This is a genomic window from Vreelandella sp. ssv (genome assembly GCF_059448525.1).
Map to the genome: position 1 here is coordinate 925,701 of NZ_CM182545.1, position 13,447 is coordinate 939,147.

Sequence of the window (13,447 nt, forward strand, 5' to 3'; positions counted from 1 at the left end):
TGGTGTTGTGGGATGCCGCTCTAATGGCAGCGGCGTGGTGAGCGCGTGGTCCCGTTATCGGGTTCTTGTTGTCACCACACAATCGTCTATCTGCGAGATCGTGTGTTAGTGAGTGTTAGCCGAGAAAGAGCCCTCCATAAATCAGAGCGCCCATGACCACAAACGCGGGATGCGTGTTGAAGCGAATGAGTGCGATAGCCGCGACGATGCCAATAATCGCAGTATGGAGCGCGCCGCTGGTGTTGAGGCTTTCGAGCAGGAACCCCAACGTTAGCCAAGCCATCATCATGGCAATGACCGGGCGAACCCACTGGCTCATGCGCTTGACCCGGGGGGAATCACGATGACGATACAACAGCCCTAGTGCGCCAAGCATCAAAAGCAACGTTGGAATCACCGTAGCGGCCACGGCGATGAAGGCACCGCCAATACCTGCTACTTCATAACCCACATAGCCGGCCATTTTGGTCGCGATAGGGCTAGGTAATGCATTGCCGAGGGCTAATGTTTCCGCGAAGGTTTGTGCGGTCATCCAGCCATAACGGCCAACCACTTCGGCCTCAATCAGTGGAATAATGGCCGGGCCGCCGCCATAGCCGATAATGTTCGGAACAAAAAAAGCTAAGAAGAGATCCCAATAAATCATGCCGTCCCCTCCGCTTTTTTCTTGCCGGTAGGGCGCAGGAGGGCGGCAAGTAGAATGGCGCCAATGACCCAGCCGGGGTGAATACCAAGCCAGTAGATCAGCCCGGCGGCAACAGTGGCCATTATTGCGCTTACCAGCCAGCCAAGAGCAGCCTGGGATTTATCAAAAAAGTCCCAGGTAAGTTGTGCCATCATTACCATTACCACCGGCACAACCGCTTGGCCCATCCCGCGAATCCAGGCCACATCGCGATATCGGCTAAAAATGCTTAACATGACAATCATCGCCACAATCATGGGCAAGATAATGGCAATGACGGCGGCGATACAGCCAGACACACCGCCCACGCGATAGCCAATATAACCGGGCATTTTGGTGGCAATAGGACCGGGTAAGGTATTGCCGATCGCCAGGACGTCTGCAAACTCTTCGTCGGTTAACCAATGGTGGCGGGTGACGACCTCGGCGCGCACTAAGGGAATCATCGCGGGGCCTCCGCCGAAACCAAAGATGCCAACGCGGAAAAAAGCCCAGAAGAGTTGCCAGGAGGCGGCGGGTGGATTCATGGACGCGCATCCCGCAGAGCCAACGAGGAGATCAGAAGCATATCCAGGCCTTATTTATCGTTTGTAGGTTAAAAAATCGATTATCTTGTCTAAAATAGAATATAGGTAGTACCCGATCCGACGTCAACAGTGAAAAATTAAATGGACAGCGGGAGCTGAGATGAATAAAGGACATCGTCATGAATAATTCCTTACCGAAGGTAGTGACGCCAGCAGGACCAGCAGGTACTGCATCAAGTCGTGTGTTTGATAATTTACGTAAGGACCTTGTGGGTGGACGCTTTGTAGCGGGTGAAAAACTCGCCATTAATGCGCTCAAGGAGCATTACCAAGTTGGTTTGAGTCCGCTCCGGGAAGCGCTCAATAAATTAGCGGCTTATGGATTATTAGTGCAGGAGAACCAACGCGGTTTTCGTGTGCCGAAGTTGTCGCGGGAAGAACTTGATGATATTGCCCACATGCGCCTAGAGATGGAGGGAATGGCGTTAGAGCGGGCAATTGCGAACGGTGATTCACTCTGGGAGGCCGATTTATTGGCAGCCGCTCATCGCCTTAAGCGTGCTGATATCACCTTGGATAAAGGCGAGGGATGGGAACATCTGCATACCCAGTTTCACCGCACGCTGGTCGCCCCGTGTGGTTCAGTCTGGTTATTACGTTTTATTGAGCAGTTGCATGATCAGTTTGACCGCTACCGCCGCTTAGGGCCAAAAATGCCCACGATTCGTCAAGAGTTAGATGATCAGCATCATCAACTCGTGGAACTGGCGCTGCTGCGGGATGCTAAGGCAGCGCGTGAATTAATGGATGATCACATTCATAAATCTTATGAAGTTGCCCTGAAACGCTATCAAGAGCACGTGTAGTTAGCCAGGAACAGTTGGTAAACTCCCCGTACAAAGCGTTGGCGTCGCCGACCTGACGATGATCGTGAGGGTGCTATGCACACAGATAATCAAGTAGTAGAGCAAACGCTGAATTGGGTGCGCACCTTTATTGTGGCACATGATATTTGCCCGTTTGCACAGCGGGAGCTGGAGCGAGCGTCTATTCGCGTAGAAGTGGTTCGGTCTAAAAAAATCGAAGTGGCGCTTGAGGAGCTGATGGTCGAGGTGCAGTGGTTGGATGAGCACCCCGACACTGAAACCACGCTGCTGGTATTTCCAACGCTTTTCAAAAGCTTTGATCACTATCTGGATTTTGTCGAGCTGGCCGAAAGTATCTTGGTTGATCAGGGTTACGAAGGCATTTATCAGCTAGCGACTTTTCATCCGGACTACTGCTTTGAAGACGCTGAGCCTGATGATGCTTCGAACTATACCAACCGCTCCCCTTACGCCATGGTGCACCTGCTCCGCGAAGAGAGTGTCGAAAAGGCGATCGAATTTTATGGCGATACTGACGCTATTCCAGAGCGTAATATTGCCAAGTTAACGGCAATGGGTAGCGAGGCCGCTGAGCAACAGCTTCAGCGTTGTTTTGATTAGACCGAGTGAATCACGAGCTGATGCTTGCCTTTCGCTTTAGCTGCATACAGTGCGTCGTCAGCAAGCTGCAGTACGGTGTTGATATGATGCCCGTGATGGGGCCACCAGGCGGCACCTAAGCTGCTCCCAACACTTGCCTGCTCGTTGTCAGGTAATAAAACGGGTTGGTCGATGGAGCTCAGTAACCGTCTGCTAATCTCATGGGTGAGCATTTCCAGATGCTCTTCCTTGGTTTTAAGTACCATGACGAACTCATCACCGCCCATTCGTGCAACCACATCGCCGCTGCGTAACGCGCTTTTCAACCGATGGGTGATCTCAATCAACAGCAGGTCGCCCGCATGATGGCCTAGCTCATCGTTGACCTGCTTAAACCCGTCCAGGTCAATAAAGATAACGGCCATGCTTTGTTGGTTTCTTTCCGCCTCTGGTATCGCAAGCTGCAGGTACTGATTTAAAAACGCACGATTCGGCAGACCCGTTAACGGGTCGGTATTGGCCAGATCTTCTAAACGGTTGATGGTGCTGCGTTGATCCCGTAAGCGAGTGACCATGTTGCGCATAGAGGTCGATAGGTGCTTAAGCTCTGGAGAGCCACTTTCCATAGGAATGCTATCGGCGTGTTCGCCATCCTGCATTTTATCGGCGGCTTTCGCTAAGCGGGTGAGCGGGGCAACTAGGCGCGATGCAATTACCCATCCAATCATCGCAAAGAGCAATGCCAATAAGACCCCAGTGCCCATAATGGCCGCCTGTAGTGCTTCAACAGGCGCAAGGGCGGAAGTCACGGGTTTACGGCTAACGGCAATCCAGCCTAAGCCAGGAAAGTCTTCAAAGCCGCTGCTGCGGGCATAGCCTGTCATGAAGCGCTCGCCATTAGGCCACGTTTCAATGGCCCATTGCGGGGATGTATTGGTGGGGCCTGGTATATGCTTCATGCTGTCTAATGATTGACCCATTAGCGCCGCCGGGCCTAGCAGCACCGTGCCGTTCGCTGACAGCAGCAACATCTCTGTATCTTGCTGGTGCTTGGTAGGCGCAAGCATCGATTGCTGTACATATTCAGCCCATTGCCAGCTTAAATGCACTGCCAGAACGCCCTTTAACTGCTCGTTGGCGTCATATACTGGGGTGGCAATGTCGACGAACTTCAGAGCCTCTCCATTGGGGTTGGGCAGCAATTGGGCTAGCATCACTGCCTCATGAACATCACCTACCCACATCGCTTCCCGGCCCTCAATAAATACCGGGCGTTGTGCGATTGAAACCCCTTCTAAAATCCCACCCGTAGCAGCTAGAACAGTCCCCTCTGAATCGGTAAAACCAATCCACGACACAACGTTATGGTTGCTCTGTAGTAGCTCCAGCTGCTCACGCAGTAGGCTAGGGTCAGCATCATTTGTAAAAGCTTGAATACCCAGCAGTAGCTTAACTTCCTTAATCCGCGCATCCATGCTGCGGTCCAGTTTATCCACCATTTGGTAGGCTGCTTCAGACGCCGCATTGCCAATAGTGGCTTCCATTTGCTGCGCCGATTCCCGGGATGCCACCCAGCCAAGCAGTAGCGTCGTCGCAAATACCAAAGTGACAATCAGGGCGATAAAACGCGAGCGCAGTGAGAAGCGTGAGAAAAACGCGGATCTAAAAGACATTACTAGAGGCTATTCCATGAAAAGTGTCATGTGCGAAGGGCGAAAGGATCCAAGGGATACTTAACGTCCAAACTGCTTAACTTATGTTATTAAAATAACTTTACCGGAAAAAAACACAATTTGCGCGACGTTTGCTGCAATGGATTTGTGAGGCAAACGTTTCTTATTGCAACCTTGCGTCGCAATAGAGTAAGCCTCTACATTTACGAACGGGCTATGTATCAAAGGCGCTAGAGCGCCTTATACATCACATAGGTATCGACAAAACCCAGGTTCGCATGGCGGTATGCGTTTGGAACAGTACCCACAATGCGAAACCCAAGCTTCTGCCATAACGCGACGGCCACTTCATTAGTAGCCACAACGGCGTTGTACTGCATGGCTAAAAACCCCAGTTCCCGTGCTTGCTGCTGGGAGTGCTCGCACATGGCGCGCGCTACCCCTTTGCCGCGCGCGGCGGGCGTTACCATATAACCACAGTTGCAGATATGATTACCGGGGCCTGCCGCGTTGGTTTTTAGGTAGTAAGCGCCAAGCAAATGTCCATTTTCATCCTTGGCAACCACGCTGGCGTTCGGCGCTTTACACCATAGCTGGTGAGCAGCGTCAAAACTGATATCGGGGTCAAACGCATAGGTCTCTTGTGCTGAGACAATGGCTTGGAAGGTGGGCCAAAAGACAGCAAAATCGTCATCCGTTATCGGAGAGAAAGCGAGTGTGGTCATAAGTATCCTGTGCAGCTAAGGGCTTATCGGGCGACCTCTGCCACAATTTCGTAGCTGCGTAGCCGGTCGGCATGATTATAAAAATCGCTATTAATCATTAACTCATCAGCACCGGTTCGCGCCTGGAACTCCTCAAGCTCTGCTTTAACCGTTTCAGGTCCGCCAATAATGGCTGCGCCTAAGAACTGGCTGACTTGGGCCTGCTCAACCGGCGACCAATCCAGCTGTTCAACCGGTGGCTGAGACCGCGTTGGCTTACCGCGAATAAGATTAAGAAATTTCTGTTGTGCGGTTGTTGCCAAGTAGTGAGCCATGGCATCGCTTTCAGCGGCCATCACCGGTAGGCCGACCATGGCATGGGGTTTGTCCAGGTGCTCAGAGGGGCGGAAGTTGTCGCGATATAAGCGCAGTGCCTCGAATAAGTAGCCTGGCGCAAACTGGGCAGCAAACGCAAAGGGCAAGCCTAGTTTGGCCGCCAGTTGCGCACTGTAGCCGCTGGAACCCAGCAGCCAAATGGGCACATGAGTGCCCTGACCAGGGACGGCTTTTACCCGCTGCTGAGGGTCTGCATCAGCTAAATAGCTGCGCAGCTCATTCAGTAGTTGCGGGAAGTCGTCGACACCAGCGTGCGCGTTGCGCCGCATAGCCTGCATCGTAGCGCCGTCAGAACCGGGTGCGCGGCCTAATCCCAGGTCTATGCGATCAGGATAAAGCGTTTCCAGCGTGCCGAACTGCTCAGCAATGACCAACGGCGGATGGTTAGGCAGCATGATGCCACCACTGCCGACCCGGATCGTCGACGTTTGCCCGGCCACATGGCCGATCAGCACTGCAGTTGCAGCGCTGGCGATGCCAGCAATGTTGTGATGCTCGGCCAGCCAGTAACGGGTATAGCCGAGCCGCTCGGTTAATTGCGCAAGCGAGACGCTGTCGCGAAAAGTCTCAGCGGCGCTACCGCCCTGACGGATAGGGGCCAGATCAAGGACGGAAAGCGCCGTGGAAGCGAGTTGGCTCATGGTTCACCTGCAAGTTAATTCGTTGGCGCTATCGTGAAAAATTACTTAGCGCGCTTGGTAATTACACGTTATGCGGTCAGTGCAGATAAATTGCAAGGTGTCGGCCATTTAGATGTGACTGTGCGGGCATGGGGTGATGGTTCGATTAACCGTTACTCAAGTGGGGGAGTAGGGCGAATAAGGATTTCATTAACGTCGACATGCGCTGGCTGTGAAAGCGCATAGACCACCGCGTTGGCGATGTCCCGGTCTTCTAGGGCATGCTCGGGTGGTTCATCAAAGAAGGGCGTGTCGACCATTCCCGGCTCTATCAGCGTCACGCGCATGCCGGTGCCACGTAGTTCTTCGCGCAGGTTATAGCCGATGCCGGTGACCGCCCACTTAGTGGCGCTATACATCGATCCAGGGATCGTCGTGCGACCTGCTGCCGAGCCGGTTAATAACACATGGCCTTTGCTTCGCTTTAAGGCGGGCAAGCAGGCTTGAATAGTAAGACCAACGCCATAAATATTGGTCAGAATCATTTCACGCCATGCTTCGTGGTCGGCACTACTAAACCCACCGGGTGAGCCGCCACGACCGGCGTTGGCAAAAATGGCATCAAGGCGGCCAAAGGTTTCGAGTGCCTGCTCCACCATCGCTTGCTGCTGCTCTAAATTGGTCACGTCCAGCTCGCAGGTCAATACGTTTTCCGGTCCCAATTCTTGCGCCAGAGCGGTGAGTTTCTCGCTGGAACGGGCAGCCAGTACCAGTTTATAGCCTTCTCGAGAGGCTGCTCGGGCGGTGGCTGCGCCGATACCGCTGGATGCGCCGGTAATTAATAGCACGCCTTTATGCATGGGTTGCACTCCTTGTTCGTTAAATGAGATAAGCCTTTAGCATGGCTAAGGTGATGACATCCTGCAAACATACACCCAACCCACGTGCTACGGCTCAGCTTATTTATCGCTAGCGGGAGTGGTTATCTTCTTTGCGTTTCAGCATTGCTGAAAGATCCAAAATCGCTTGGGCCATATCTGCCATGCTTTTGCTTTGATCCATCGAGGTTTTACGCAGAAACCGGTAGGCCTCTTCTTCGCTCATATCTTGATGAGCCATGATAAGGCCCTTGGCACGCTCTATTAATTTGCGTTCGCGGAGCGCTTTGCGGGTGTTTTCAAGCTCATCGCTCAACCCCTGCAGGCGGCTGGCCTGCGCCTGAGTAAGCTCAATCAGCGAGCGCCCTAACGGAGATGTTAGGGCGTTGGCGGTTAAATCACCCAATGGCTGCGCACTTGCCAGCGTTAGCAGATGTTCGCAAGGGGGCGGCGTAAGGTGGGAGGGGCCCGCTTTAGCTTTTTCCAATCCATCTTCGGCCTGAGTGATTTTGCGGTGACAAAGCGCACTCAGGTGGGAAATCAGAGCGTCCTCAACCGTTTTCATCGCGTCGATACGCAGCGTGGTCAGCTCATACCACGTTTCACCAAGCTTATCAGACGTATCGCTAGGCGGGGATTGTGACGTTGAACTGCGCTGGCAGGCGATGTCGCGAAGGTGGCAAATACCGTCCAGAGTTCGCGGTGAAAGCTCCCTATTCCATGCTTGCTGCGCCTCAGGCGTGGCGAACTCCACAAACGTATCAAAGCAGCGCTGCTGGTCCGAGACCAATTGATTCAACAAACCGCGGTGGGCTTCATCGAAGTGGCCATGGGTAAAGCCAAACGCGCCACAGGCACGCTCCTGACCAGCCAGCTCTTTGCCTTGCATCAAATGGAAAATGGCAACCAAGGTACGCGTAATATCGGGGTCGATCGAGGTGTCAGCGGCTTCAAATACAATGGCCAGGAGTCCACTGGTCAGTTGATTAAAGGCCTGAGTTGCCGCGTCGGGGGAGATGGCAAAAGTATCAATGGCTTGGCGCAGCTCGCCTAGTTCATCAAGGGCATACCAAACGGCGGCAATCCTGCGCAGTAAGCGCGCAGCTGCCTGAGGGCGGGCCTCTTGGCTAAGCGCTTCGAGACGTTGGCGCATTAACGTTTCCGCCTGCTGGCTGTGCTGCCGATAAGTGTCGCGGCGGGTTTTGAAGCGCTGCCCCTGAGAGGCAAGGTATATGGTCGAGGCGCCCCGTTCACGCTGGAGCATATGAATGAAGCGGCTGATATCGCCAACGATATCGGCAGTGGTGGCAAGGTGGGTCAAGTTGTCTATATCGCAACGAATGGCGGTTAGGAGCAGTTGCTGCGCTGAGGACATAGAAATTTCCTTGAGTGACTAGCCGCCTAAAAATCCACACTCCCATACTGCGACTTAGCGGGATGGGAGTGCACTGGAGTGTACTGGAAAGCGCTTAGCGTAACGACAGGGCTCCCGCGCCTACGTCATCACCCACCGCATCGCGGTAAGCTTTGGCCTCTTCGGCTTCGGTGGCATCGCTAAAGCGTACCAGCAATACGCACGAGGCCAGTACCAACACCGTGAGGCCTAGGTAGAACAAGCCCTGCTGATAGCTCAGGCTTTCGCTGCGAAATAGAAATGCAGCGCCCACCGCGCCTACGTTACCGCCAGCGCCGACAATGCCAGCAACTGCGCCCAAGGCTTTTTTGTTGATAAACGGGACAACCCCATAGGTCGCGCCTTCCGCCATCTGCACAAACAGGCTAAATACCAGCATGATGCCAATCGCGAGGCTTAATACATGCATTTGCGAGAACGCCACCAAGGCAATCCCTTCACAAATCAGGGCAATAAACAGCCACCGGACGCGGCCCTTTAAGCCGCCTTGTTTAGCAAAAAGGTCTGAGAAAACGCCGCCCAGGGTGCGGGCAAAAATATTCATTAACCCAAATAAGCCCGCGATTAGGCCTGCGGTGGCCAAGGTGAGAGAAAATTTATCAAAGAAGTAAATGGCCGCGATATTGTTGATGGTCAGCTCTACGCCAAAACAGAGGCCATAGACAACAAACAGTGCCCAAACGCGGATATCCTTGGCAGCAGCTAGAAAACTCTGCTTTGCGCCATTTTCACCGGTCGCTTCGGGCAACTCACCGCGCGCACGTAGCTCGCTGAAATTACCGTTGGGTGCATCCTGGGTGAAGAACCAGTAGCCAATACCGGTAAAGAACATAACGACGCCGGGGACCATCATCGCCAAGCGCCAGCCAAAGGCCTCGTTAACGCCCAACATCAGCATGCCTGAGAAGATCAACGGCATCAGAATTTGGGTAGTGCCACCGCCCAAATTACCCCATCCCGCGCTGGTGGCGTTGGCAGTACCGACCACATTGGAGGCGAACATAATAGATGTATGGTACTGGGTAATAACGAAGGAGGCGCCAATGGCGCCAATGGCTAAGCGCGCCAATAGAAAGGTTTCAAAGCTATCGGCCAAGCCAATGCCCATCACCGGTATAGCGCCCAGCAACAGTAGCCCGGTATAGGTTTTACGCGGACCGATACGATCGCACAATACGCCAATCGCAAGACGCACAATCACCGTGATCGCCACCGACGCAATAATGGTATTGCCGATTTGTGTTTGGGTCAGTGAAAGGTCTTCGCGAACGATCGCCATTAGGGGGGCGATGCCGAACCAGCCAAAGAAACAGATATGAAACGCGAACCACGAGAAGTGGAAAGCGCGCATTTGCGGAGTAGAGAAATTGAATAGCCGAATACGATTGGCTTTATTGCGTATGTCCATGGGATGGCCTCACGGGGCATAAAACGAGTTGATCGTTACGCAACGCAGAACAGAGCATCCAGCGCGTCGCGCAAACCATTGACGAGAACATGCCTTCACCATTGAAGGTCAGGTTCGACGCACTCGTACCCGGTTGGGCCTGGTCCACGCCTACCACCACTGGTAGGACTTATGCAGATAGTTTGCCAGTTGATTTTTTAATTTTAAAAATCATAATCTTAATTTATTTTTACAGTGTTGCTGAGCGTATGTAAGCCGCGAGCATGCTGCATAATTGGGCAGCCAGTTCATACTCTGCGGCATATTGGTGCTAACTAAATAGGGGCATAAGGTTTACGTTTGCCCGTTACCGCTGTCCGTGCTGATCGTTATTCATGAAGATAAACAGCGTCTATATCGAGCGAGGAGTATTCGCCAAGGGCATAGAAATGTTCATCTAGCCAGCGTTCTGCTGCGGCTTGGCCCTGTTCGAATAGATGGCATAAAAAAGGCCACTCAGAATTGGATTTACTGGAGACTGAAAGCTCTTCAAGCGCCTGCTCTCCGCTAATGCGGTGAAACAGGGCTTGCTGGTAGCAGTTTTCAATACCTTGCTCATCGAAGGCATTCTTAAGCAGTGCGATCATCCGGATCTCTTTAATCAGCGCTGAATTAAAGGTGATCTCATTGAGGCGGTTCATGATGGCGGATGCCGAGGTAGGGACGTCACTTCGGCTGATAGGATTAATTTGTATCAGCAGAATATCTCTTGCGCTGCACTCTTCCATGAGGGGAAACAGCGCTGGATTGCCCATATAGCCGCCGTCCCAATACGCCTCGCCATCGATTTCCACCGCTTGGAACATGAAGGGTAAGCAGGCCGACGCCATTACCGCGTCAACACTCATCTCTTCGCGGCGGAAGACGCGTTGTTTGCCCGTGCGCACATTTGTGGCTGTTACAAACAGCTTCAGCTGTCGGCATTTTCGAACCCGCTCGAAATCGATATGGTTGGCTACGATATCGCGCAGTGGATTAATGTTAAGCGGGTTGAGTTGATAAGGCGAAGCCACCCGGCTCAATAGATCCATGGCAATAAAGCCGGGGGAATTATCCAAACTCCAGTTGCCGGTCAATATATCCATGGGTGAACGACGAATAGGGCTTGCCATGCCCGCTCGGCTGACCGCTTGCCAAAAGTCGTGCAGTGCTTGTCGCGCAGTGTCTTTATCACCCCGAGTCAACGCATCTGCCATCACTACCCCGTTCATTGCCCCAGCGCTGGTGCCACTGATACCTTCAATTTCAATGCGATCATCCGCCAATAGGCGATCAATCACACCCCAGGTATAGGCTCCATGAGCGCCGCCGCCTTGTAACGCGAGGTCTAGTTTTTTGACCTGTGCCATATGCTTTATCCCATTGCGACTGGTAAGAAGAGTCGTTGCAGTAAAATCAGCATGGCATAGGCAGCTAGAGAAGACGAAAGGCTATTTAGACGACAGAGCAGCGGTGGGCACTCAAGGTGCCTGATAACGGAGAGTTAAATCTCAACAACGAAGTGCGCGCTATTTTTTCAGGGAGCCCCCGCGAGTGGTGAGTGATGGCTGGTTGAGTAGGGTGCCTCATACATGGCGTGTTCCATCAGGTTGTCCAACTGTAACGCTAGCTGCTGACTGGCTTCTTCCATGATGCCTAAAGCAGCCAATTGCCCATTTCGGTCGCCTAAACGGGCAAACTTAAGCGCTTCAGCACCGCTTTCATGCATGCGGCGATGGGGAGCTATTAACGCCCGATAAGCATCGGTGCGGGCATAGCGCTGGTAACCCTCGCCTTGATGGTGCCAGCGGCCTAGGCGGCATTGATGCTGATCTTCCAGCGGTGAATCTGTGTTCGCAGACAGTAGCTGTTTATAAAGTCGGCATTTCCACACCGCATGATCAAGCTTCGCCGAGTGTAAAAACGCCGCCGTGGCACTGTGATGGATCACCTTGTGCATATGCTGGGTTTGATCAGCGAGTTTATGCAAGGCCTGCTTGGTGGTATGCACCTTTAGGGCGGTTTCATCGTCGACCTGGCGTTTTTTCACTGTCGCTTGCGAGTGCGCTCTTACTTGGCTATTAACTTGCTCCATCAGCAGACTGAGCTGATGGCTGAGTTGATGCATATTAAGCGCTAGGCGGTGAACGTCATCGGCGATGGCTGCTAAGCCTGGTGACTGCTGATTCGCTGAGTCAGCCCTTCCAAGCAGCCCTTGGCTATGCGCTGTTTCGAGCGCGGTGCTCACCGCTAACGATTGGGCGTGACCAGCATTACGTGAAAGTGCTACCTGAAGCTGGCTGAGAGAGTGCAGAGTTTTAGCGAGTACTAGCGGCGAGGTGGATGGCGCTTCGGCATACTCTGGGTCGTGGCAGCGCTGATCAAGGGTATTCACCGCGTGCTCGGCAGCGGCAATCAGGTTAAACGTCTCCGTGAGGGTGGCTCGCTCACCGGCAAGCTGGTCGGCATACTCTTGAATGCCGTGATTAAGCGAGGCCAGCATATCCGCCCCTCTCGCTTGCATCATACCGATGGATTGCGATGGCTTCATCATACTTAATAGCCGACTGCTGGGGGAGGGGTTTGCGGCTTCAAGCTGAGTGCGTAAGTCGGCGACTTCCTGTTCCAGGCGGCGAATTTTTTGATAAGGGTGCATAAAGGTGAACATGGCAGAGGCACCTACAGCAGATAGCAATACTTTGTGTTAATTTGTCACGAAGTATTGCAGAGGATTCCCTGTTTTGCCTGATTTAGCTGCCCTAAATGATGAAATTCAGCCGCCGATTGCCTGCAAGAATGAGGTTGTTAACGTTTCCTTTATTAAGAGTCTGGATAACATTAACGGCGAGCAAGCTGTGCGGCGGCAGTTGAACAACCTAAAAACGCAGAGGTGGCGAGCCACTCGGCGTCGGGATAATAAGCAAACACATATTGATCTTCTTTAAGGCTATCGATCAGCGGATAAGTCACATCTTCACGAACCGCCGGGCAACCATGACTGCGCCCCAATCTGCCTGTTTGGGTGATGAACGCGTCGCTTACATAGTCTGCTCCATGGATCACAATGGCACGCTCAAACGCTAGGTCATTGACGTTGGGTTCCAGACCCTCCAGGCGCAGTGAATAGCCGTTACGCCCATAGTAGCTGTTCATGGTGCGAAATAGGCCAATGCTGGATTGATGGCTATCAGGGATATTGGAAAACGTTTCTGCTTGGGTGTCACCAGACCCCTGGCCGTGGGAGACCAGTTCTTCGAAGAGTAGCTTATGCTGGCCCAAATCAAATACCCATAGGCGCGGCTCGGTAGATGGCAGTGAGTAATCGATCACCGCGAGGCGCTCTGCATTGGGGTCGGCACAGTTAAGGGCCTGAGCAGCTAAACGCAGTGCAATAGGGGTTGCTTGGGGGGCTAGCTGCTGCAATTGATGCTGCAAAGTCAGCACGCCCGGAGGTGGCGTTGAAGCCACTTGGGAAAAGAAGCTGGCAGCATGCAGGGGTAATGTAAATAATAGTAAAGGCAGGGAAAATAGTAACCTGGCAAGATTTAATTTAAGAGCCATATAAATCGGTCCCGCAAGTCATAATAAGTCATGATAAAGAGTAGCTGGCTAAGATTAAAAGAGAGGCCAGCTGGTGTGGAAGTCTATAGTAACGCAA

General features: G+C 52.9%; 13 protein-coding genes. 2 read left to right on the plus strand and 11 right to left on the minus strand.

Annotated elements, in window-relative coordinates; translation table 11 throughout:
* Positions 1–115: 115 nt before the first annotated feature.
* Positions 116–646, minus strand: a complete 531-nt coding sequence (locus AC5TBW_RS04295; protein WP_495510886.1) for a chromate transporter — start codon at positions 644–646, stop codon at positions 116–118.
* The gene (locus AC5TBW_RS04300) at positions 643–1,212 is read right to left on the minus strand and encodes a chromate transporter (RefSeq protein WP_495510887.1); all 570 of its coding nucleotides are present in this window, start codon (positions 1,210–1,212) and stop codon (positions 643–645) included. The genes AC5TBW_RS04295 and AC5TBW_RS04300 overlap by 4 nt, the downstream gene beginning before the upstream one ends.
* A gap of 179 nt (positions 1,213–1,391) precedes the next feature.
* Between AC5TBW_RS04300 and AC5TBW_RS04305 the strand changes: the two genes are divergently transcribed.
* Together AC5TBW_RS04305 and AC5TBW_RS04310 are read left to right on the plus strand one after the other, a co-directional pair.
* Positions 1,392–2,078, plus strand: a complete 687-nt coding sequence (locus AC5TBW_RS04305; RefSeq protein ID WP_495510888.1) for a GntR family transcriptional regulator — start codon at positions 1,392–1,394, stop codon at positions 2,076–2,078.
* Positions 2,079–2,153: 75 nt separating this feature from the next.
* Entirely contained in the window at positions 2,154–2,699 is a 546-nt protein-coding gene (locus AC5TBW_RS04310; RefSeq protein ID WP_495510889.1) for a DUF1415 domain-containing protein, read from the plus strand.
* Here the strand turns inward: AC5TBW_RS04310 and AC5TBW_RS04315 are convergent.
* The 9 genes from AC5TBW_RS04315 to AC5TBW_RS04355 form a co-directional block, all read right to left on the minus strand.
* Complete coding sequence (locus AC5TBW_RS04315; RefSeq protein WP_495510890.1) at positions 2,696–4,351, minus strand: sensor domain-containing diguanylate cyclase; 1,656 nt, start codon at positions 4,349–4,351, stop codon at positions 2,696–2,698. The two genes, AC5TBW_RS04310 and AC5TBW_RS04315, sit on opposite strands and share 4 nt — an antisense overlap.
* 230 nt (positions 4,352–4,581) lie before the next feature.
* Positions 4,582–5,076 carry a GNAT family N-acetyltransferase gene (locus AC5TBW_RS04320; RefSeq protein WP_495510891.1) on the minus strand — a complete coding sequence of 165 codons (495 nt, stop codon included), beginning with the start codon at positions 5,074–5,076 and terminating at the stop codon, positions 4,582–4,584.
* Between the two features lie 23 nt (positions 5,077–5,099).
* Positions 5,100–6,092 carry an LLM class flavin-dependent oxidoreductase gene (locus AC5TBW_RS04325; protein ID WP_495510892.1) on the minus strand — a complete coding sequence of 331 codons (993 nt, stop codon included), beginning with the start codon at positions 6,090–6,092 and terminating at the stop codon, positions 5,100–5,102.
* Between the two features lie 152 nt (positions 6,093–6,244).
* On the minus strand, positions 6,245–6,931 hold the full coding sequence (locus AC5TBW_RS04330) for an SDR family oxidoreductase (RefSeq protein ID WP_495510893.1): 687 nt from the start codon (positions 6,929–6,931) through the stop codon (positions 6,245–6,247).
* 109 nt (positions 6,932–7,040) lie between these two features.
* Positions 7,041–8,324 (minus strand): nitrate- and nitrite sensing domain-containing protein, encoded by a 1,284-nt coding sequence (locus AC5TBW_RS04335; RefSeq protein WP_495510894.1) that lies wholly within the window; start codon positions 8,322–8,324, stop codon positions 7,041–7,043.
* A 94-nt stretch (positions 8,325–8,418) separates the two neighbouring features.
* Positions 8,419–9,771: an MFS transporter gene (locus AC5TBW_RS04340; protein WP_495510895.1), complete on the minus strand. Its 1,353-nt coding sequence runs from the start codon at positions 9,769–9,771 to the stop codon at positions 8,419–8,421.
* Between the two features lie 368 nt (positions 9,772–10,139).
* Entirely contained in the window at positions 10,140–11,159 is a 1,020-nt protein-coding gene (locus AC5TBW_RS04345; RefSeq protein WP_495510896.1) for a patatin-like phospholipase family protein, read from the minus strand.
* A gap of 167 nt (positions 11,160–11,326) precedes the next feature.
* On the minus strand, positions 11,327–12,457 hold the full coding sequence (locus AC5TBW_RS04350; protein ID WP_495510897.1) for a CZB domain-containing protein: 1,131 nt from the start codon (positions 12,455–12,457) through the stop codon (positions 11,327–11,329).
* A gap of 170 nt (positions 12,458–12,627) precedes the next feature.
* Positions 12,628–13,350 (minus strand): murein L,D-transpeptidase catalytic domain family protein, encoded by a 723-nt coding sequence (locus tag AC5TBW_RS04355; RefSeq protein WP_495510898.1) that lies wholly within the window; start codon positions 13,348–13,350, stop codon positions 12,628–12,630.
* Positions 13,351–13,447 lie beyond the last annotated feature (97 nt).